We start from the raw sequence: 20,101 nt of genomic DNA on the forward strand, positions 1-20,101 counted from the left end.
TCTACGGGGTGCTGAAGATGATCAACTTCGCCCACGGCGACTTGTGCATCCTGGGGGCCTTCATCGGCCTGACCACCCTGACCTCGGGCGCCTTCGGCGGCCTGTCCACCCCAGTCCTTCTGGTCCTGGCATTCCTGATCGCCATGATCATGGTCGCCGTCGCCGGCACGCTGCTGGACCAGTTCGCCTACAAACCCCTGCGCAAGGCCCACCGCCTGTCGGCCGTGGTTTCGGCACTGGGCGCATCGATGCTGATCGAAAACGGCATCATGCTGATCTGGTCCCCGAACGTGCAGGTGTTCCCCAACAACCTGCTGCCCAACCTGACCTGGCAGATCGGCGGCGCGTACCTCAGTTTCGTCCAGTTGCTGATCATCATCTGCGCCTTCCTGCTGATGGCCGGCCTGTATTTCTTCGTGCACCACACCCGCCTGGGCACCGCCATCCGCGCCACGGCCATCGACCAGGACGCCGCCCGCCTGATGGGCATCAACGTCAACCGCGTCATCTCCCTGGTGTTCATCATCGGCCCGGTGCTGGGCGCCATCGGCGGCCTGTTCATCGGCCTTTACTACCGCCAGACCTTCTTCACCATGGGCTGGTCCTACGGGCTCAATGCCTTCATCGCCGCCATCATCGGCGGGATCGGCAATATCCCCGGCGCGATGCTGGGCGGTCTGGTGCTGGGGCTGTTCAATGCCTTCGCGGCAGGCTATATCTCCAGTTCCTGGCAGGATGCCATCACCTTCGCGCTGCTGATCGGCATTCTGCTGGTGCGCCCCTCGGGCCTGCTGGGTGAACGCGTCGCCGAAAAGGTCTAAGCCATGAGTCAAACCAACCAAACCTCCGCCCAGATGCCGGCCACCACGGCCCCTGTCACGCCCCCCCCCAGCGCCGGCACCCGGTTCCTGCGAGTGCTGGGGCCCGCCCTGTGGATCATCGGCCTGCTCGTCCCCTCGGTCATGTCGCCTGCCTGGATCACGATCGGCGGCATCTTCGCCATCTACGCCATCGTTGCCCTGTCGCAGGACATCGTCCTGGGGCGTGCCGGCATGTACGACATGGGCCACGCCGTGTTCTTCGGCATCGGCGCCTACACCAGCGCCATCCTGTCGCTGTCCTTCAACTGGCCGATCCTCTGGACCATCCTCCCCGCCATCGTGCTGTCGGCGGCGCTGGGCGCCATCCTGTCAGCCCCCATCGTCAAGCTGCGGGGCGACTACCTGCTGGTGGTCACCATCGGTTTCAACGCCATTTTCGTGCTGGCCATGAAGAACAATCTGTTCGGCCTGACGGGTGGCGCCGACGGCCTGTTCGGCGTCAGCGGCCCGACGGTCTTCGGACATATGTTCGGCACGCAAAGCGACCTGTTCTACCTGAACTGGGTAGTGCTGGCCGTCGTGCTGTGGCTGATGCGCAACCTGGACCGCTCATCCCTGGGGCGCACCTTCCGCTACATCAAATACGATGAACTGGCCGCCACCACGCTGGGGGTCAACGCGCGCAACTACAAGGTCGCAGCCTTTGCGCTGTCGGCCGGCATCGCAGGCCTGGCGGGCACGCTGTTCGCCATGCAGCTGTCGGCCGTCAGCCCCGGGTCCTTCCAGTTCACGGACTCGGTCGTGCTGTTCGCCATCGTGCTGGTCGGTGGTCAGGCCTCGGTGCCGGGCGTGCTGCTGGGCACGGCCATGATGTTCGTGGTGCCGCAGATCTTCACGGAATTTGCCCAGTACCGCTATCTGGTCTTTGGCATCGCCATGATCCTGGTCATGATTCTGCGTCCGCAGGGCATCTGGCCCGCACGCAAGGGAGCCCTATGAATTCGCCCCTGTCCTCCACCTCATCGTCCGACGTCCTGCTTGAACTGGACCGGATCGGCATCAGCTTTGGCGGCTTGCGGGCGGTCGATGACCTCAGCTTCCAGGTCCGGCGCGGCGAGATCGTCGGCCTGATCGGCCCCAACGGCGCCGGCAAGACGACCGTCTTCAACATGATCACCGGTGTCTACCGGCCCACGGACGGCCACATCCGCTGGCACGGCCGCGACGTGACCGGCCTGGCTCCGCATCGGGTCGCCGAGGCCGGCATCCGCCGCACCTTCCAGACCATCCGGCTGTTCACCGACATGACCGTGCTGGAAAACGTGATTGCCGGCCAGCACCTGCAGATGCAGCAGTCCTGGTGGCAGGGCCTGCTGCGCACGCCCGCCCAGCGCCGCGAGGAACGCGCACTGGTCGATCGCGCCATGGCCGTGCTGGAACAACTGGACCTGGCCGACGTCGCCCAGGAAATCGCCACGTCCCTGCCCTACGGGGCTCAGCGCCGCGTGGAAATGGCGCGCACCCTGGTGGCAAAGCCCGAACTCATCATCCTGGACGAGCCGGCCGCCGGCCTGAACGAACAGGAATCGGCCGGCCTGAACGACACGATCCGCGCCATTCGGGACCAGGGCATCACCGTGATCCTGGTCGAACATGACATGAGTGTCGTGATGAACGTCACCGACAATATCGTCGTCATCAACTTCGGCAAGAAGATCGCCGAAGGCAAGCCCGAGGACATCCGCACCAACCCGCTGGTGATCGAGGCCTACCTGGGCCAGGACGACGACGAAGACGATCCCCTGATGAATGCCATCCACGAAGAACAGGCCCAGTCATGACTTCTCTGCTTGAAATCGAAGACCTGCGCGTCAACTACGGGCACATCCAGGCTCTCAAGGGCATCTCGCTGCAGGTGGCCGAACGCGAAGTCGTCGCCATCCTGGGGGCCAACGGCGCCGGCAAGACCACCCTGATGCGCACGCTCAGCGGCCTGCTGACCCCGCATTCCGGGAAGATCACCTTTGCCGGCCAGGAAACGACCCGCATGGGCGCCGACCGCATCGTGCGCCTGGGCATCGGCCAGTCCCCCGAAGGCCGGCGCGTCTTCGGCACCCTCTCGGTGGCGGAAAACCTGCGCATGGGCGGCTTCACCCGCCCTCCGGCGGAAATCACCGACAGCTGCGAACACGTCTACAAGATCTTCCCGCGATTGTACGAACGTCGCGCCCAGTTGGCGGGCACGCTGTCCGGCGGCGAACAGCAGATGCTGGCCATCGGCCGGGCGCTGGTGACCAAGCCCCGCCTGCTGCTACTGGACGAACCCAGTCTGGGCCTGGCTCCCATCATCGTGCGCAACATCTTCCAGGTGCTGCGCGATGTGCGCGACACCGGCGTCACGATCCTGCTCGTCGAACAGAATGCCCGCATGGCCCTGAAACTGGCCGATCGAGGCTACGTCCTGGAAGTCGGGAAACTGTCGCACGAAGGCCCGGCACGCGAATTGCTGGCCTCGCCGGAAATCCAGGCTGCCTATCTGGGGCACTGAAGCGTGGCGATCCGGGTTATGCTGTCGGGCTCTTATTTCTGCCTTAGGAGCCCCGCATGACTCAAGCCTCTGCCCGCCACATCCTGGTCGACACCGAAGAACAGTGCCTGAAACTGAAGGCCGACATCGAAAACGGCGCGGATTTCGCCGCCATCGCGCGTGAACATTCCAGCTGCCCGTCCAGCCGCGATGGCGGCAATCTGGGCACCTTCGGGCGCGGCCAGATGGTGCCGGAATTCGACACGGTGGTGTTCAGCGCCCCGGTCGGTGTGGTGCAGGGCCCGGTACGCACACAGTTCGGCTATCACCTGGTCGAAGTGACTGACCGGGAAGACTGATCAACGAACAGGCCTCAGCCCTGCGGGATCTGGATGCGGTTTCCGCAGGGTGTTTTCGATCGCAATCGCGATCAAACCACGAGTTGTTTTTCAATCATGTGATCGACGCAGCCCTGTACATGCTGTGTCAGCGTTTCCTGGGCGCCCTTCCAGTTTCGTTCGAGTGCGCAATCCAGCAACCGGTTGTGCTCGCCGGCCGCGATCTCGCCACGATATACCGCCGCCACCATCTGATAGCGCAAATACCTGTCATAGATCATGGCATGTATCTCCAGCAGCACCCGTGAGCCACAGCTGGCGATCAGCGCGCGATGGAATTCCCGATCGTATTGCTTCCAGGCCCGCGTCTGCGATTTCTTGCCCGCCTGCATGCTGCCTTCCATTGCCGACAGCTTGTGATGGGCGGCGACGACAGCACCTTCCCACTCGATATCGCCAGCCTCGAACGACTGGCGCAACGCCTGTGATTCCAGCAGGCAGCGCATTGCCGCGACCTCCCGGAGATTGGCCGCCGAGATCGGTGTGACCTGAAAGCCGCGCGCGCCCTCTGCCACGACCAGGCCCTCGGAGGCCAGCCGGTTCAAATTCTCGCGCAGCGTACCGACGCTGGCCTCGTAGGCATCGCGCATGCGATCGAGCGTCAGGCGCTCTCCCGGCAACAGCATTCCAAAAACAATATCTTCACGCAGGCGCAGGTAAATCTTCTCGCCAACCCTCGCGCTATGTTGAGGCGCATCCAGCATGACTCATTCCATTTCAATCGGGGTCGCGCTACTGGCGAACGCCGCTACCCCATCATGATACCTCAAGGTCCAACTTACGACAGATCGTTCTCTCTAATTGAAATCATCTGATAAATCATTTATTGTCCGATAATCCATCTGACAGTGATGGGCGGCTCATACGCTCAAACCGAGGAGAATATCGATGACATCACGCATCTCTCGCAGAACCCTGCTGCAAGCGGGCGCCTCCGCCCTCGTCCTGACAGGCACCCAGCCCCTCTGGGCCAAAGACACCCTGAAAATGCGCCTCAGCACGGCGTTCACCGAGCAGGATCTGCGCGCCAATGCCTACAAGGCATTCGCCAAGGCAATGGCCGGTGACTTCCAGCTGGAACCCTACTGGGGCAACACGCTGTTCAAACAAGGCACTGAACTCGTCGCGCTGCAGCGCGGCAACCTCGAGATGGCGAACCTGGCGCCCCAGGACATCTCCAAGCAATTGCCCGCCTGGTCCCTGCTGACTTCCGCCTATCTGTTCCGGGATGTCGCTCACCTGCAAAAGACCTTCAAGAGCGACATAGGCCAAACCTTCGTGAAGATGGCACGCGACCAACTCGGCATCGAAGTCATCACCCCGGTCTATTTCGGCGCACGCCAGGTCAACCTCAAGCCAGATCGCGTGATCCACACTCCAGCCGACCTGGCGGGCATCAAGCTCCGGATGCCACCGGGCGAATTCTGGCAGTTCCTGGGCGAGTCGATCGGGGTCAACCCGACGCCCGTGGCATTCGCCGAGGTCTATACCGCATTGCAGACGGGTGCGATCGACGGCCAGGACAATCCGCTGCTATTGAGCAAACTGATGAAGTTCGACGAAGTCACTACCCAGTTCGTGCTCACCAGTCACGTCATCGGCTTCGACGTGATGGCCGTCTCGACCAAGGCCTGGGACGCGCTCGGGCCCGACCGGCAGACACGCTTCCGGGCGGCAGCGGAAAAAGCGATCAATGACTACACCGTCACCTTCGAGGGCCAGGAGCGCAACGTCATCGAACAATTGAAAGCCGAAGGCAAGAAGGTCTACACCCCCGACCTGGATGCCTTCCGCACCTACGCGCAAAAACGCTATGTCGACAAGTACGGACGCGACTGGCCCAAAGGCGCGCTCGAACAGATCAACGCCCTGTAAGCACCGCCCGAGCCCATTCCCATGGCTGAATCCGAACCCATACCCACGCCACGCGACGGATCGGCGACCCGCCGCTGGCTGGGACAGCGCGCCAACGACTTCACCGTCGCGGTGATGGCCGTGATGTTCGTATCGTTTCTGCTGCAGATCGTGTTCCGGTACGCGCTGGACCGGCCGCTCGGGTGGACCGAGGAAATCACGGTACTGTGCTGGGTGTGGGTCGTATTGTGGGGCCAATCATTCATCATTACCGATGCCGACGAGGTCCGCTTCGACATCCTCTATAACATCGTTCCGGCGCCCGTGCGACGCATCTTCACCGTGCTCTCCAGCCTCGCACTGGTCGTGCTGATGGCGCTCTCGCTACCGGCCACCTGGAAATACGTCACCTTCATGCACCGCGAGCACTCGGCGTACCTGAAAATTCCGTTCGATTACCTCTATTCCATCTACGTGCTGTTCGCGGTCGTCTGCATCGTGCGCCAGGCGCGTGTTGCCTGGAGAGCCTGCACCTCGTCGGAAGACCCCGCCAAGACCTTCAACAATGCAGCAGGAGACCGGTTCGAATGATGGGCCTATCACCCTTTGAGTCGTGCGTGATTCTCCTGATCGCACTGGCGATTGCGGGTTTGCCAATCGCACTGTCGATGATCAGCGCATCCATCTTCTACCTGTTCGCGGCAGACCTGGACCCTGGCACGGTGGCCGAGCAGATACTGAACGGCCTGTACAACAGCTACGTGCTGCTTGCGGTGCCCTTGTTCATCCTGGCCGCCGATCTGATGAACATGGGCAGTCTGACAGACCGGCTTCTGAGGTTCTGTCTGATGCTCGTGGGGCGCTTCCGGGGCGGCCTGGGGCATGTCAACATCGTCTCCAACATCATCTTCGCCGGCATGTCAGGGTCGGCGATCGCCGATGCGGTCGGCATCGGGCGCATCATCATCAACATGATGACGCGCAACGGCAAGTACCCCGTCGCATACGCCGCCGCGATCACCGCATCGGCGGCGATCATCGGGCCGATCATCCCGCCCTCGATCCCGATGGTGATCTATGCCCTGATCTCGAATGCGTCCATCGGCTACCTGTTCCTGGGGGGCGTCATCCCCGGACTGATGCTGGGTGTCGCGTTCATGGTCATGAACGCCATCATCGCCCGACGCAGGGGCTACCCGATCGAGCCTCCCGTCAAGCTGCGAGAGGTGCCACGTGCGACAGTCGAAGCCTTCCCCGCCCTGCTTCTGCCGGTCGTGCTGCTGTTTGGCATCTACGGCGGCGTGACGACGCCTACCGAAGGCGCGGCCGCCGCCGCAGCCTATGCGCTGCTGGCAGCGGCAGTCATCTATCGCTCTCTCACGCCGCGCCAGCTCTACGAGGTCCTGCTATCCAGCGGAAAGGCCACCACCTCGGTAGGCATGCTGATCGCCGGCGCGCTGGCCTTCAACTATGTCGTGACGATCGAAAACATCCCGGTGACCGTGCAGCACTTCATCCAGGGATTCGATCTGTCCAAGGCCGGCTTTCTGCTCCTCGTCAACGGGATTCTGCTGATCCTGGGCTGCCTGCTCGAGGGCACGACGATCCTGCTGATCATCGTGCCGATCTTCATCCCGACTGCGAATGCCCTGGGGATCGACATCGTGCACTTCGGGGTCGTCGTGGTCGTCAACATCATGATCGGCCTTGTCACACCACCCTTCGGGCTCCTGCTGTTCATTGTCGCCAACATGACCCGCCAGCCGCTGATCGCGGTCGTACGCGAATGCCTGCCCTTCATTTTGGCCGCGATCACGATGCTCGCGGTCATCACATTCATACCGGAAACCGTCCTGTGGCTGCCGCACCTGATGGGCTACAAGGGTTGACACCAAGGCTTTTGGAGCCCATCAATGACCAAACCACTCTATGTGCTCAATGGCCCGAACCTCAATCGGCTGGGGATGCGCGAGCCCGACATCTATGGGCACACCACATTGGCAGAGATCGAGGCGCTGTGCCGACATGCCGCAGGCACGCAGCCGATCGAATTCCGCCAAACGAACAGCGAAACTCAACTGATCGACTGGATTCACGAAGCCACCGACCGCGCCTGCGGCATCATCATCAATCCTGCTGCCTATTCGTTTACTTCCATCGCGATCCTCGACGCGCTGAAAATGTTTCCCGAGCCAATCATCGAGCTGCATATTTCCAACATCCACCGTCGCGAGGAAATCTACCAGCGCTCGCTGATGTCGCGGGCAGCGACGGCGGTGATCGTCGGTCTGGGCGCACGGGGCTATGTCGTTGCCGTTCAGGCGATCATCGAACTGACCCAGCGCGAACCGGCGGCCGTGCAGACGCCATAGGCAGGCCGCTCCGATGATTCCGGCAAAAAAGGGTCCGCAGGGACCCTTCTTGGATCGAGGCATCCCTCCACGTCGCGGCTTGCAGGCCGCTCCGATGATTCCGGCAAAAAAGGGTCCGCAGGGACCCTTCTTGGATCGAGGCATCCCTCCACGTCGCGGCTTGCAGGCCGCTCCGATGATTCCGGCAAAAAAGGGTCCGCAGGGACCCTTTTTTGTCCGGAATCATCCAACCATCATCAGGGTTGCGTTGCCGCCGGCGGCGGCGGTGTTGATGCAGATGGAGACTTCGCGCACCAGCATCTCCAGGGGATAGCCCTGGCCGCTGGACAGTTCGTGTGAACGCCGGGCCAGCACCGGGACGATCGGGCCCGGACGGGCCGCTACGGACTGCGTCAGCGCCAGCAGATCGTCACCGTCGCCCTCGAACAGCACCACCTGGAAATCCGCCGCATCCAGGGCGCCTGTATCCACCCACTGCGCCGTCTGCAAGTCTTCCTGCTCGCGCAAAGGCCGCATTTCAGGGGTGTCGACCCAGAGCATCGCGTTACCCGTGCGCAGGCAGGCCTGCCGCTGGGCGCGCGCGCCGGCTGCGCTGACGGCGCGGCACAACACGGTGCCCCGGGGCTTGAGGCGATAGCGGTTGGTTTCGCCGGTGGGGCCCGGCAGGTCCAGCACCTGAGCGTCCCGCCCCACCACGCCTTCGACGGGCAGGGCATCGGACGACACCGACAGCAGGCGATGCAGGTACAGGGGACCGCCGGCCTTGGGACCCGTGCCCGACAGGCCTTCGCCGCCGAAGGGCTGCACACCGACGGTGGCCCCGACGATGTTGCGGTTGACGTAGATATTGCCGACCCGGATGCGTTCGGTGACGTGATGCACGGTTTCATCCAGGCGGGTGTGGACGCCGAAGGTCAGACCATAGCCTCGTTCGTTGATGGCGTCGATCACGCCATCCAGATCCTCGCGCCGATACCGCAGCACGTGCAGCACCGGCCCGAACACCTCGCGCTCCAGTTCGGCGATCTCGCCGATTTCGATCAGGGTCGGCGCGACGAAGGTGCCGAAACGGACCTGATCCGCATCCAGCACCTGGCGGTCGATCTGATGGCCTGCGGCCTGCATGGCTTGCACGTGGCGCTCGATCATGGCCTGGGCATCTGCGTCGATGACCGGCCCGATATCCGTAGACAGCAGTTCCGGACGCCCCACCCGCAGTTCCTGCATGGCGCCTCGCAGCATGGCCAGGGTGCGATCGGCGCAGTCTTCCTGCACGCACAGCACCCGCAAGGCCGAACACCGCTGGCCGGCAGAATCGAACGCGGAACTGAGCACGTCGTAGACGACCTGTTCAGTCAGCGCAGAAGAATCGACGATCAGCGCATTCTGGCCGCCCGTCTCGGCAATCAACGGCACGGGGTGGCCCGCCCCGTTCAGGCGGTGCGCCAGCGTCGCGGCAATCAGCTTGGCCACTTCGGTCGATCCGGTGAACATGACCCCGCGCACCAGGGGGCTCGCCACCAGGGCGGCACCCACGGTTTCGCCACGCCCCGGCAGCAATTGCACGGCATCGACCGGGACGCCGGCACGATGCAGGACCGACACGCCGTAGGCGGCGATCAGGTTGGTCTGTTCGGCAGGTTTGGCCAACACCACGTTGCCGGCCGCCAGCGCAGCGCTGACCTGCCCAGTAAAGATCGCCAGCGGAAAATTCCAGGGGCTGATGCACAACACCGGACCCAGCGGCCGATGACTGTCGTTGGAAAACTCGGCTTCGATGCGCACCGCGTAATAGCGCAGGAAATCCACGGCCTCGCGAACCTCGGCGATGGCATTGGGGAAGGATTTCCCGGCCTCGCGCACGATCAGCCCGATGGACATCTGCATTTCATCTTCCAGCAACTGGGCGGCATGCCGCAGACACTGGGCGCGTTCCGCGACGGGCGTGGCCTGCCAGATGGGGGCTGCATATTCTGCCCGCTTCAGGGCAGCCTGCACATCGGCCTCATCGGCATCGACCACCTGGCCGACGACGTCGCGCCGGTCTGCCGGATTGAGTACGTCCCGGGCGCGATCCGCTGCCCAGTCTCCGGGAGGGCTCGCTTGCCAGACGTGGCCAGCGCTGCCGAGCAAGGCGGCCGCCAGGGAACCCAGGCGATGCTCGTTGCTCAGGTCCAGGCCGGCGGAATTGGCGCGGTTTTCGTGATGGCGATACAGATCGCGCGGCAGGGGAATGCGGTCATGCGGCGCACCCAGTGGCTGGATCGCCCGGACCTTGCGCACCGGGTCTTCGATCAGGCGGTCGACTGGAATGTCCTTATCACCGATCTGATTCACGAAGGACGTATTGGCGCCGTTTTCCAGCAAGCGGCGCACCAGATACGCCAGCAGGGTCTCGTGTGTGCCTACCGGGGCATACACCCGGCAGGGGCGGTTCAGGCGGCCCTTGGACAGCGGCCCGACGACCTCTTCGTAAAGCGGCTCTCCCATGCCGTGCAGGCACTGGAATTCGTACTGACCGGGATAGTAATTTTCACCTGCCAGGTAGTAGATGGACGCCAGGGTCTGGGCGTTGTGGGTCGCGAACTGCGGGAAGACGGCTTCGGGGGCGGACAGCAGCTTGCGGGCGCACGCCAGGTAGGACACATCCGTGTGGACCTTGCGCGTGTAGACCGGAAAGCCTTCCAGGCCGTCGACCTGGGCACGCTTGATTTCCGAATCCCAATAGGCGCCCTTGACCAGGCGCACCATCAGGCGGTGCTTGCTGCGTCGCGCCAGGTCGATCACGAAATCGATGACGAAAGGCGCACGCTTCTGGTAGGCCTGAATGACGAAACCGATGCCGTTCCAGCCACGCAGGCGCTCGTCGAAGCACAGGGCTTCCAGCAGGTCCAGGGACAGTTCCAGGCGGTCGGCTTCTTCGGCATCGATGTTCAGGCCGATGTCGTACTGCCGCGCCAGGGCAGACAGTTCCGCCATGCGCGGCAGCAGTTCAGCCATGACCCGATCACGCTGCGCCCGCGCATAGCGCGGATGCAGCGCGGACAGCTTGATGGAAATGCCCGGGCCCTCGTAGATGCCCCGTCCCTGGGACGCCTTGCCTATGGCATGAATGGCCTGCTCGTAGGAACGATAGTAGCGGGCGGCGTCCTCTGCCGTCGTGGCGGCCTCGCCCAGCATGTCGTAGGAATAGCGAAAGCCGATTTCCTCGAATTTGCGACTGTTGGCCAGGGCTGACGAGATCGTCTGTCCGGTCACGAACTGCTCGCCCATCAAGCGCATGGCCATGTTCACGCCGCGCCGGATCAGGGGCTCGCCGCCCCTGGCGATCAGGCGCGTCAGCGCCTGGGACAGATTCTGTTCGCTGTTGACGCTGACCAACTTGCCTGTGACCAGCAAGCCCCAGGTCGCCGCATTGACGAACAGCGAACGCGATTCGCCCACGTGCGCCCGCCAGTCGCCTCGGCTGATCTTGTCACGGATCAGCGCATCCCGGGTCGCCTGATCGGGGATGCGCAACAGGGCCTCGGCCAGGCACATCAGGGCCACGCCTTCCTGGCTGGACAGGGAAAATTCCTGGATCAGGCCTTCCACCCCGCCGCCGGTGCGTTTGTCGCGCAGGGTCTGCACCAGGCGCCGGGCCAGGGTCTCGACCTGAGCAGCCTGCGACGAGCCCGCCTGATCCAGCAACATGGCCACGCATTCCGATTCCGGGCGGCGATAGGCTGCGGTGATGGCGGCCCGCAGCACGGACTGCGGCTGGACTTCCTGGGCGAATTCCTGAAACGGTGTCTGCGGATCGGATTCCGTCACCGCGTCGGGTTCGGAGGCATCCGCGCGATGATCGACATCGGCCGGCAGCCGCCCGCGCTCGATGGCCTCGATGTAGCTCATCAGCGCTTGTTTATGCAGCCAGTGCGGGGTGCACCCCAGCTTGTCGGCCTGCTGCCGAAGTCGTTCGCGCAAGGTCTCATCGACCTTCACACCCAGGGTAACTGTCGCCATGATCGGGCTCTCGGATTAGAATTGAACTGCGCACGCCCTTGACGGAAAAGGCAACGCCTACCATACGGCATGGTATGAGGTTAACCCCATTTAAGCCATTATGGATAACCCGAAAACCGATCAGGTACAACCCGATTGCACCGAGACCTGCGAATCAGGTGAACCCGGATTGGCAGACGTACCCTGGCGTGCCATCAGGCCGGCCAGCACCTGCAGCGCCTGACGCTGCGCATCCACCAGCGCCGCGACCCCCTGGGCCGCAGCCACACGCACCTGCGCCTGACAAATCCGCGATTCCCGAGCCTCAGGCATGCGGTCGGTCCAGGTGGCGGCCAGATCCGCTCCCTGCCCCCAGACCAGATCGAAGCGCGTCACGCGCACCTGCATCTGCCGTATCGGCAGATCGGTCAGGCCCGGCAGCCGCCTCACATCGGGCGCCCCCAGATCCGCCGAGACCCGCCCGGCCAGCAAGGCCTGAATCTGATCGACCAGCGGTGCCGCCCACAGAGACTGGTTCAGGACCTCGACAGCCGGGCCGCGCGCCGGATCGCGCACCAGCAGTTGGGACCGATCGACTTCAGCCGGGACACCCAGCACCTGGACCTGCAGGCCATACGACGCCTTCCCGGCGGACACGACCGGCGCCGCCTCAAGGGCCGGGAGATCGGCCAGACTGTAGTAGTGGCTGGAGATCGTCGTGCAGGCCGCCAGCAGGCTGCCCGCCCCGAATATCCACCCCAGCAATATGCCACGTCGCATCTTTGTCTCCTTTGCATCGATTCGCCGACCCCGTCACCGCAAACGGTCTCTGGCAGGGCCACGCAACAGGGATTCGGGATGCGCCTGCAAGGTATCGGTCAGCAGGCGCAGGCCTCGGGCAGCGCCATCCAGGGCCTTCAGGGTATCCTGCAGATCCGCGACCACCGGGGCATCCTGCCCCAGGAGCGCCCCCACCCGATCCAGCGAACGGCGGGCGGATTCCAGTGTCTGGCTGGCCTGCGGGGCCAACTGCGTGTCCAGACGTCGCAGCAGCTTGTTGAGATTGCTCAGGCTGCCCTGCAATTCCAGCCCCAGCGACTCCAGCGGCATCTTGTCGATCTTCGTCACGATGCTGCTCAACTGCCGCTGCATCTGCGCGAAATCCCCGGGCATCGTGGGGATCAGAAGCCCCGTCGTGCGATCCGGGTCGCCTGGAATCTGGACCTTGTCCGGATCCAGGTCGCGGAAGAAGTCCAAGGCCACATACTGCTGCCCCGTCAACAAGCTGGCCGAACGCAATTGCGCCCGCAAGCCATGCCGCACCAAGGGGTCGAGCAAGGCCTTGCCCTGGGCGCCCTGGGACGATTCGACCAGGTCCAGATATGCCCGGCTGAAACGCATTGGATAGATATCCGCCCGGACGCGGGAATAAAAGCGCTTGCGCGGCCGATCGTATTCGAGATCGATATCCACGACTTTGCCGATCACCATGCCGCGATAATCCACATCCGCGCCCACCTGCAGGCCACGCACGGAATCCGAAAAGCGCAGCTCGATGGGGATCGGATCCCCATCGGGATCGGCCAGCGCCCGGTCGCGCGAGTCGAACAAGGTATAGGTGCTGCCGGGCGCCGCCGGCGTGGAATTTACCTGGCCGTCGTAGGACGTGGACTCATCGGCCTGGGCAAAGGACACGCCGCCATTCAGAACCGCCGACAGACCGCTGGTGCGCACCTGCACGCCGGCAGTGGACACGGACACATCCACCCCGCCGTCATCCCAGAATCGCGTGTCCGGCGTGACATAACGGTCGTAGGGGGCCTCGATAAAAATCTGCAGCTGGACTGTTCGGCCATCGGGCGACATCCCGTAGCTGACCACGCGTCCGACTTCGAGGCGGCGATAGTAGACCCGCGACCCTACAGTCAAGGACCCCAGTGAACGGGTCGTCAACTGGAACCGTGTGCCGACCTGTCCGCTCAGGACTTCCGGCGGATTGGGCAGCCCCTGGAACGACGTGACGACATCGCCCTGGGGCGCGCCGATAGGGGTGTCCACGCTCAGGTAGACCCCCGAGAGCAGCGTATCCAGACCGGATATCCCGCCCAGACTGACGCGCGGGCGCACGATCCAGAACTTGGCATCCTTTTGCGTGATGTAGCGGGAGCCCTCGCGGGCCAACTGCACGTCGACCAGCACATGCTGCCGGTCTTTGGCTACCCGCACGTCCTTGACCTGACCGACCACCACGTCGCGGTAGCGCAGCTTGGTCTGCCCTGCCTCGATGCCGGCCGCCGACGCAAAGCTGATGGTGACGACCGGGCCAGTGCGCACCCAGACCGAGGCCAGCAGGGAAAGCGCCACCGCCAGCGCCAGCAGCGGCACCAGCCAGACCCAGGACCAGCGCAGCGACCGTCCGGGCCGGATCACCGGCGTCTCCGGCACCTGCGTGTCATCGGGCGTCTGCCGCGAAGAAGTGTCTTCTGCCTCAATCGTCATCGGATTTTCCGGTGAAATCTGCCGCGCGCAGGCGGTCCCAGCCTCGCCGCGGATCATAACGCATGGCGGCCCACATGGTCAGCACCACCACGGCTCCGAAATTCAGGGCCGCCGGGCCGACATCGATGCGCGAGAGCCCAGGAAAATCAGCCATGGCGGCCATCAATACCACCACGAACACGTCCAGCATTGACCACTGGCCGACGAACTCCACCACCGCATACAGGCGCGTGCGCTGGCGCTGGGCGCGTTCACCCAGGGGCTGCGCGCGCAGCAACAGGAACGACAGGGCCAGCAGCTTGGTGACGGGCACCAGCACGCTGGCGACGAATACGATCAGAGCCAGGTCCCAGGACCCCATGCGCCACAACTCGATCACCCCGCCCAGAATCGTATGGTTGCTGCTGCTCAGCGGCGTCTGCACCCGCATGATGGGCAGCGTGTTGGCGGGGATGTAGAAAATGACGGCCGCCAGCAGCAAGGCCCAGATCTCCGGGGCAGTGCCATGGCGCTTTGGCCCCATGGAAGAGCGGCAGCGCGGACAGCGCTCCTGTCCATGCGCATGCACATAGCCGCAGGATTCGCAGACCGCGCCGCTACCCTGGCTGCCGGACACCAGTACCATGCCGGCGTCTTCGGCCGCCCGCCACAAGGCGGACGCATCCCAGCGCGACAGGCCCGATAGCAGGAAACTGAGCACGAAGAACCCGAACAGACCGGGTTCGATCTGCAGGCCGGCCATGCCCGCGACCTTGACGAAGGCCACCAACAGCCCCAGCACCAGCACCGGTGCCATCGACCAGGGCGCCAGGTACGCCAGCCAGCGCAGGACGCGCCCCAGATCCGGTGGCAGGCGCCGTGCGGCGATGGCCTGCAGCACCCACAGCGTCAACGCGATCTGCAGCAAGGGGATCCAGAAACCCACCAGGCCAGTCATGACCGACACGCCATAGAAGCCCCGGTCCCAGCACAACCGCAACGCGCTCCAGAAGGTGAGCGTGTTGTCGATCCCCTGCACCGACAGGCGCGCCAGGGGGAAGCCCTGGGCCATCGCGAAGACCAGCAATGTCGTCCAGGCCAGCGCCACCCATTGGCGCACACTGAGCAGACCCCGTCGATACAACACCGTGCCGCAACGGCGGCAGGCGGCCTGACCCCGGAGATCCAGGGCCGGCCGCCTGTGCAGGGTATCGCAATGCGGGCAGGCGATCAGGGGTTCAAGGCCCCCGGCAGATGTCATCAATCCACGAGCTCGGGCTCGGGGTGGGATGGCGAGGGCACGGCCCCCGATCCTGCCGGATCATCGGGGAAATTCAGCACCACCTGGCCTTGGGCATCCAGGTCGACCTGAACCTGCCCGCCATGCACCAAGCGCCCGAAGAGCAACTCGTCGGCCAGGGCGCGGCGAATCGTGTCCTGGATCAGACGCTGCATGGGCCGCGCACCCATGGCCGGGTCGAAGCCGTCATGCGCCAGATGCTCGCGCAAGGCCGTCGTGAACTGAACGTCCACGTGCTTTTCGTGCAACTGGTCTTCCAGCTGCATGAGGAATTTGTCCACCACCTGCAGGATGATCTCGCGCGGCAGCGACGAGAACCCGATGATGGCATCCAGGCGATTGCGGAATTCCGGGGTGAACTGGCGCTTGATTTCAGCCATTTCATCACCGGCGCGTTCCGGTGCCGCGAAGCCGATGGTGCTGCGATTCAGGGTGTCGGCCCCGGCATTGGTCGTCATGACCAGGATCACATTGCGGAAATCGGTCTTGCGGCCGTTGTTGTCGGTCAGGGTGCCATGGTCCATGACCTGCAGCAGGATGTTGTAGACGTCCGGATGGGCCTTTTCGATTTCATCGAGCAGCAGCACGCAATGCGGCTGTTTGGTCACGGCTTCGGTCAGCAGTCCGCCCTGGTCGAACCCCACATAACCCGGGGGCGCCCCGATCAGGCGCGACACCGTGTGGCGTTCCATGTATTCGGACATGTCAAAGCGCAGGAGTTCAATGCCCAGGACAAAGGCCAGCTGACGGGCGACTTCGGTCTTGCCCACGCCGGTCGGCCCGGAAAAGAGAAAGCAGCCGATGGGTTTGTCCGGCCGTCCCAGACCTGACCGGGCCATCTTGATGGATGCCGCCAAGGCCGAAATCGCCTGATCCTGACCAAAGACCACAGCCTTCAGGTCGCGTTCCAGGGTGGCGAGCTTGTTGCGATCGTCGCTGGACACGTTCTGCGGCGGGATGCGGGCGATCTTGGCCACGGTCGCCTGGATTTCCGCCCGGCCGATGACCTTTCTCTGGCGCGACTTGGGCAGCAGCCGCTGGGCCGCGCCGGCCTCGTCGATCACGTCGATGGCCTTGTCTGGCAGGAAGCGGTCGCTGATGTGGCGGGCTGCCAGTTCGGCTGCCGCCGTGATGGCCGCCCCCGAATAGCGGACCTGATGGTGGGCCTCGAAACGCGCCTTGAGCCCCCGCAGGATGCGGATCGTCTGTTCCACGGTAGGTTCGGGCACATCGATCTTCTGGAAGCGGCGCGCCAGGGCGTGGTCTTTTTCAAAGATGCCCCGGTATTCAGTATACGTCGTGGCGCCGATGCATTTCAGGTAGCCCGAAGACAGGGCTGGCTTGAGCAGATTGGAAGCGTCCAGTGTGCCGCCCGATGCCGAACCGGCACCGATCAGGGTATGGATTTCGTCGATGAACAGGACCGCGTGATGATTGTCCTTCAGCGCCTTGAGAACCAGTTTGAGGCGCTGTTCGAAGTCGCCCCGGTATTTGGTGCCGGCCAGCAGAGCCCCCATGTCCAGGGCATAGACCTGGGTCTGGTTCAGGACCTCGGGGACGTCTCCCTGGGTGATGCGCCACGCCAGGCCTTCGGCAATTGCGGTCTTGCCCACGCCGGCCTCGCCGACCAGCAAGGGGTTGTTCTTGCGCCGGCGGCACAGCACCTGGATGACCCGTTCGACCTCGTCTTCGCGGCCGATCAGGGGATCGATGTGGCCTTTCAGGGCCTCGGCGTTCAGATCGGTAGCGTAGGTTTCCAGCGGGGATTTCTGCTGTTCGGATTTGGGATCGGCTGCCGGAGGCTCGACGCGCGGGTTGTCCGCCGCCAGAGGTTCCTCTGGCGCCTTGGTGATGCCGTGCGACAGGTAATTGACCACATCCAGGCGCGACACCCCCTGCTGCACCAGGAAATACACTGCATGGGAGTCCTTCTCGCCATACATGGCCACCAGCACGTTGGCCCCGGTGACGGCGGTCTTGTTCGAGCCGTTCGAGGACACGTGCATGATGGCGCGCTGGATGACGCGCTGAAAGCCCAGGGTGGGCTGAGTATCGACTTCGCCATCACCCGGAAAGACTGGCGTGTTCTCGATGATGAATTTGCGCAGGTCCTGGCGCAGCAGCTCGACGTCGGCCGCGCAGGCACGCAGGACCTCGACCGCTGAAGCATTGTCCAGCAGGGAGAGCAGCAGGTGCTCTACGGTGATGAATTCATGCCGGGCCGCACGGGCCTCGACGAAGGCCATGTGCAGGCTGACTTCAAGTTCTTCGGAAATCACGCTTCCTCCATTGTTTCGGAGCGGACCAAGCAATCCGTTGTGTCTATTCTATGACTAAAACTGCCCACTGTTGTTCACGCCCGGCCGGGAATGCCCGGAAACAGCCGCAATAGACGCATCGACATCAAAACAGGGGCACCGGTTCCATCAGGCATTGCAGAGGATGCTGGTCGGCCTGAGCCATGAGCAGCACGGATTCGACGCGCGTGGCGGCGATATCCCGTGTGTAGATGCCACAGACGCCGCGCCCCTCGTGATGGACCTGCAGCATGATGCGTTCAGCCTCGGCATCCGTCTTGTGAAAGACCTGACGCAGCACGCGCACGACGAAATCCATGGGGGTGTAATCGTCGTTGAGCAGCACGACCTGGTACATGGGCGGGGGCGCCAGCCGTGCCGGCAGCACCTCGCGCGCGCGCTCACGCTGATGTTGAATGACGGTGGGCATGCGCGTTAAAACCTAGTGGTTTCCATAGTTGACTGAAGGCAGTGGAATTCAGCATGATCGACGTGTCCCGCAGGTCGCTGCCATATTTTTTGGCTGGCCGGGGCCGCTTAACCTACACATAGAGGCAGTTTGCATGTCGGAATCCATCGAAAACACCGGAGAGTCACAAAAACTGACCGGCACGGTTAAATGGTTCAATGACGCCAAGGGCTTTGGCTTCATTACCCCTGACAATGGGGGCGAAGACCTTTTCGCTCATTTCTCATCGATCCAGATGAACGGCTTCAAAACCCTGAAAGAGGGCCAGAAAGTCGCTTTCGATATCGCGCAGGGTCCGAAAGGCAAACAAGCCCTGAACATTACTGCCGCCTGATTTCGCAGGACATCCCTTGGCATTTTACCGCGATGCAGAGCCCTTCACGGGCTCTGCTTTTTTCGTTGACCCGGGGCGTGCACGACACCGTATCCAGCAGCTGACAGCTCTCGTGAGCCTGGCGGCCGCACTGCTCGGCACGCCGACCCAGGCTCAGCAGCCCCTGCCCGCCATCTCCCTTCAGGTCGCCAGCCATGCCATCCAGGTGGAACTGGCCGCCACGCCCGACGCGCTGCGCACGGGCCTGATGGATCGCCCCAGCATGCCGGCCGATGCAGGCATGCTGTTCGCGCTGGGGCCGCCCGACATCCATTGCTTCTGGATGAAGAACACCCTGATCCCATTGTCGATCGCCTTCATTGATCGCCAAGGACGCATTGTGGACATCCAGGACATGCAGCCGCGCAGCCTGGACCCGCACTGCCCCCCTGCACCGATCACTACAGCGCTGGAAATGAACCAGGGCTGGTTCGATAGGGCAGGTATCCGGACAGGCGACACCGTGCGGGGCATCCCCACGCCCTAGCGCCTGCAGCTCGGGCACAAGACCGGCATCCGATCCACCATGAAAAAGGCAGCCACAGCTGCCTTTTTCATTGCGATGCGCGGACCAGGGCGAGAACCCCGCCCTGGCCACAGGATCGATCAGCCCAGGTTGCTGGCTGCAAAGTCCCAGTTCACCAGATCCCAGAAATTTTCCAGGTATTTCGGGCGGGCATTGCGGTAATCGATATAGTAGGCGTGTTCCCAGACATCACAGGTCAGCAGGGCCTTGTCGGCGGTGTTGACCGTGGTGCCGGCATTGCTGGTGTTGACGATGTCCAGCGTGCCGTCGGTCTTTTTGACCAGCCAGGTCCAGCCGGAACCGAAATTGCCGGCGGCCGATTTGGAAAAGGCGTCCTTGAATGCATCCACGCTGCCCCACTTGGCCTCGATGGCCTGGCGCAAAGCGCCGCTGGGCTCGCCGCCGCCCTTGGGCGACAGGCTATTCCAATAGAAGGTGTGGTTCCAGACCTGAGCGGCATTGTTGAACACGCCGCCGGTGGATTTGCGGATGACGTCTTCCAGGCTGAGGCCGGCCAGTTCAGTGCCTTCCACCGCCTTGTTCAGGTTGGTGACATAGGCCTGATGGTGCTTGCCATAGTGGTATTCCAGGGTTTCCTTGGAAATATGGGGCGCAAGCGCGTCCATCGCATAGGGTAGCGGCGGCAGAGTAAAAGCCATGACATTTCCTTCAAAAAACGTGACACGAACCAGAAAGGGGTCG

The 20,101-nt window shown here is 63.4% G+C and carries 19 protein-coding genes; 11 read left to right on the top strand and 8 right to left on the bottom strand.

Annotated features, from left to right (window positions below; translation table 11 throughout):
* The 5 genes from VDP74_RS03915 to VDP74_RS03935 all read left to right on the top strand — a co-directional run.
* Positions 1–821: branched-chain amino acid ABC transporter permease (locus VDP74_RS03915; protein ID WP_322998322.1), on the top strand; the 821-nt coding region annotated here is incomplete at its 5' end.
* A gap of 3 nt (positions 822–824) precedes the next feature.
* Positions 825–1,820 (top strand): branched-chain amino acid ABC transporter permease, encoded by a 996-nt coding sequence (locus VDP74_RS03920; protein WP_322998323.1) that lies wholly within the window; start codon positions 825–827, stop codon positions 1,818–1,820.
* On the top strand, positions 1,817–2,662 hold the full coding sequence (locus tag VDP74_RS03925; RefSeq protein ID WP_322998324.1) for an ABC transporter ATP-binding protein: 846 nt from the start codon (positions 1,817–1,819) through the stop codon (positions 2,660–2,662). Before VDP74_RS03920 ends, VDP74_RS03925 begins: the two co-directional genes overlap by 4 nt.
* Positions 2,659–3,369: an ABC transporter ATP-binding protein gene (locus tag VDP74_RS03930; protein WP_322998325.1), complete on the top strand. Its 711-nt coding sequence runs from the start codon at positions 2,659–2,661 to the stop codon at positions 3,367–3,369. The genes VDP74_RS03925 and VDP74_RS03930 overlap by 4 nt, the downstream gene beginning before the upstream one ends.
* Before the next feature lie 56 nt (positions 3,370–3,425).
* Positions 3,426–3,707 carry a peptidylprolyl isomerase gene (locus VDP74_RS03935; RefSeq protein WP_322998326.1) on the top strand — a complete coding sequence of 94 codons (282 nt, stop codon included), beginning with the start codon at positions 3,426–3,428 and terminating at the stop codon, positions 3,705–3,707.
* Positions 3,708–3,778: 71 nt separating this feature from the next.
* Here the strand turns inward: VDP74_RS03935 and VDP74_RS03940 are convergent, their stop codons facing one another.
* Positions 3,779–4,450 carry a GntR family transcriptional regulator gene (locus VDP74_RS03940; RefSeq protein WP_322998327.1) on the bottom strand — a complete coding sequence of 224 codons (672 nt, stop codon included), beginning with the start codon at positions 4,448–4,450 and terminating at the stop codon, positions 3,779–3,781.
* Positions 4,451–4,634: 184 nt separating this feature from the next.
* Here VDP74_RS03940 and dctP point away from each other — a divergent pair, with 184 nt between their 5' ends.
* Genes dctP through VDP74_RS03960 form a run of 4 tightly spaced genes read left to right on the top strand, consistent with a single transcriptional unit; the run spans position 4,635 to position 7,972 of the window.
* Positions 4,635–5,621, top strand: a complete 987-nt coding sequence (dctP, locus tag VDP74_RS03945; RefSeq protein WP_322998328.1) for a TRAP transporter substrate-binding protein DctP — start codon at positions 4,635–4,637, stop codon at positions 5,619–5,621.
* Between the two features lie 21 nt (positions 5,622–5,642).
* A complete protein-coding gene (locus tag VDP74_RS03950; RefSeq protein ID WP_322998329.1) occupies positions 5,643–6,191 on the top strand; it encodes a TRAP transporter small permease in 549 nt (182 codons plus the stop codon).
* On the top strand, positions 6,188–7,489 hold the full coding sequence (locus VDP74_RS03955; protein WP_322998330.1) for a TRAP transporter large permease: 1,302 nt from the start codon (positions 6,188–6,190) through the stop codon (positions 7,487–7,489). The genes VDP74_RS03950 and VDP74_RS03955 overlap by 4 nt, the downstream gene beginning before the upstream one ends.
* A gap of 24 nt (positions 7,490–7,513) precedes the next feature.
* Positions 7,514–7,972, top strand: coding sequence for a type II 3-dehydroquinate dehydratase (locus tag VDP74_RS03960; RefSeq protein ID WP_322998331.1), 459 nt, complete (start codon positions 7,514–7,516; stop codon positions 7,970–7,972).
* A gap of 222 nt (positions 7,973–8,194) precedes the next feature.
* On the opposite strand, the gene putA is transcribed toward VDP74_RS03960, so the two are convergent.
* The 6 genes from putA to clpS form a co-directional block, all read right to left on the bottom strand.
* Positions 8,195–11,977, bottom strand: coding sequence for a trifunctional transcriptional regulator/proline dehydrogenase/L-glutamate gamma-semialdehyde dehydrogenase (putA, locus tag VDP74_RS03965; protein ID WP_322998332.1), 3,783 nt, complete (start codon positions 11,975–11,977; stop codon positions 8,195–8,197).
* Positions 11,978–12,097: 120 nt separating this feature from the next.
* Positions 12,098–12,736, bottom strand: coding sequence for a PqiC family protein (locus VDP74_RS03970; RefSeq protein ID WP_322998333.1), 639 nt, complete (start codon positions 12,734–12,736; stop codon positions 12,098–12,100).
* 33 nt (positions 12,737–12,769) lie between these two features.
* Positions 12,770–14,455, bottom strand: a complete 1,686-nt coding sequence (locus VDP74_RS03975) for an intermembrane transport protein PqiB (protein ID WP_322998334.1) — start codon at positions 14,453–14,455, stop codon at positions 12,770–12,772.
* Complete coding sequence (locus VDP74_RS03980) at positions 14,445–15,695, bottom strand: PqiA/YebS family transporter subunit (protein WP_322998335.1); 1,251 nt, start codon at positions 15,693–15,695, stop codon at positions 14,445–14,447. The genes VDP74_RS03975 and VDP74_RS03980 overlap by 11 nt, the downstream gene beginning before the upstream one ends.
* On the bottom strand, positions 15,695–18,013 hold the full coding sequence (clpA, locus tag VDP74_RS03985) for an ATP-dependent Clp protease ATP-binding subunit ClpA (protein ID WP_322998336.1): 2,319 nt from the start codon (positions 18,011–18,013) through the stop codon (positions 15,695–15,697). The genes VDP74_RS03980 and clpA overlap by 1 nt, the downstream gene beginning before the upstream one ends.
* Before the next feature lie 124 nt (positions 18,014–18,137).
* Positions 18,138–18,461, bottom strand: a complete 324-nt coding sequence (clpS, locus tag VDP74_RS03990; RefSeq protein ID WP_322998337.1) for an ATP-dependent Clp protease adapter ClpS — start codon at positions 18,459–18,461, stop codon at positions 18,138–18,140.
* A gap of 133 nt (positions 18,462–18,594) precedes the next feature.
* Here clpS and VDP74_RS03995 point away from each other — a divergent pair, with 133 nt between their 5' ends.
* Together VDP74_RS03995 and VDP74_RS04000 are read left to right on the top strand one after the other, a co-directional pair.
* On the top strand, positions 18,595–18,834 hold the full coding sequence (locus VDP74_RS03995) for a cold-shock protein (protein WP_066454117.1): 240 nt from the start codon (positions 18,595–18,597) through the stop codon (positions 18,832–18,834).
* Between the two features lie 112 nt (positions 18,835–18,946).
* Entirely contained in the window at positions 18,947–19,360 is a 414-nt protein-coding gene (locus tag VDP74_RS04000) for a DUF192 domain-containing protein (protein ID WP_322998338.1), read from the top strand.
* A gap of 119 nt (positions 19,361–19,479) precedes the next feature.
* Here the strand turns inward: VDP74_RS04000 and sodB are convergent, their stop codons facing one another.
* A complete protein-coding gene (gene sodB / locus VDP74_RS04005; protein ID WP_322998339.1) occupies positions 19,480–20,058 on the bottom strand; it encodes a superoxide dismutase [Fe] in 579 nt (192 codons plus the stop codon).
* Between the last annotated feature and the right edge of the window lie 43 nt (positions 20,059–20,101).

This window comes from Castellaniella sp. (assembly GCF_034674885.1).
Lineage (GTDB): Bacteria > Pseudomonadota > Gammaproteobacteria > Burkholderiales > Burkholderiaceae_B > Castellaniella.

Coding starts and splice junctions, on each gene's coding strand:
- VDP74_RS03955 (WP_322998330.1), top strand. CDS start 6,188: ATGATGGGCCTATCACCCTTTGAGTCGTGCGTGATTCTCCTGATCGCA.
- VDP74_RS03975 (WP_322998334.1), bottom strand. CDS start 14,455: ATGACGATTGAGGCAGAAGACACTTCTTCGCGGCAGACGCCCGATGAC.
- VDP74_RS03980 (WP_322998335.1), bottom strand. CDS start 15,695: ATGACATCTGCCGGGGGCCTTGAACCCCTGATCGCCTGCCCGCATTGC.
- VDP74_RS03970 (WP_322998333.1), bottom strand. CDS start 12,736: ATGCGACGTGGCATATTGCTGGGGTGGATATTCGGGGCGGGCAGCCTG.
- VDP74_RS03995 (WP_066454117.1), top strand. CDS start 18,595: ATGTCGGAATCCATCGAAAACACCGGAGAGTCACAAAAACTGACCGGC.
- putA (WP_322998332.1), bottom strand. CDS start 11,977: ATGGCGACAGTTACCCTGGGTGTGAAGGTCGATGAGACCTTGCGCGAA.
- VDP74_RS03960 (WP_322998331.1), top strand. CDS start 7,514: ATGACCAAACCACTCTATGTGCTCAATGGCCCGAACCTCAATCGGCTG.
- dctP (WP_322998328.1), top strand. CDS start 4,635: ATGACATCACGCATCTCTCGCAGAACCCTGCTGCAAGCGGGCGCCTCC.
- sodB (WP_322998339.1), bottom strand. CDS start 20,058: ATGGCTTTTACTCTGCCGCCGCTACCCTATGCGATGGACGCGCTTGCG.
- VDP74_RS03950 (WP_322998329.1), top strand. CDS start 5,643: ATGGCTGAATCCGAACCCATACCCACGCCACGCGACGGATCGGCGACC.
- clpS (WP_322998337.1), bottom strand. CDS start 18,461: ATGCCCACCGTCATTCAACATCAGCGTGAGCGCGCGCGCGAGGTGCTG.
- VDP74_RS03935 (WP_322998326.1), top strand. CDS start 3,426: ATGACTCAAGCCTCTGCCCGCCACATCCTGGTCGACACCGAAGAACAG.
- VDP74_RS03920 (WP_322998323.1), top strand. CDS start 825: ATGAGTCAAACCAACCAAACCTCCGCCCAGATGCCGGCCACCACGGCC.
- VDP74_RS03930 (WP_322998325.1), top strand. CDS start 2,659: ATGACTTCTCTGCTTGAAATCGAAGACCTGCGCGTCAACTACGGGCAC.
- VDP74_RS03940 (WP_322998327.1), bottom strand. CDS start 4,450: ATGCTGGATGCGCCTCAACATAGCGCGAGGGTTGGCGAGAAGATTTAC.
- VDP74_RS03925 (WP_322998324.1), top strand. CDS start 1,817: ATGAATTCGCCCCTGTCCTCCACCTCATCGTCCGACGTCCTGCTTGAA.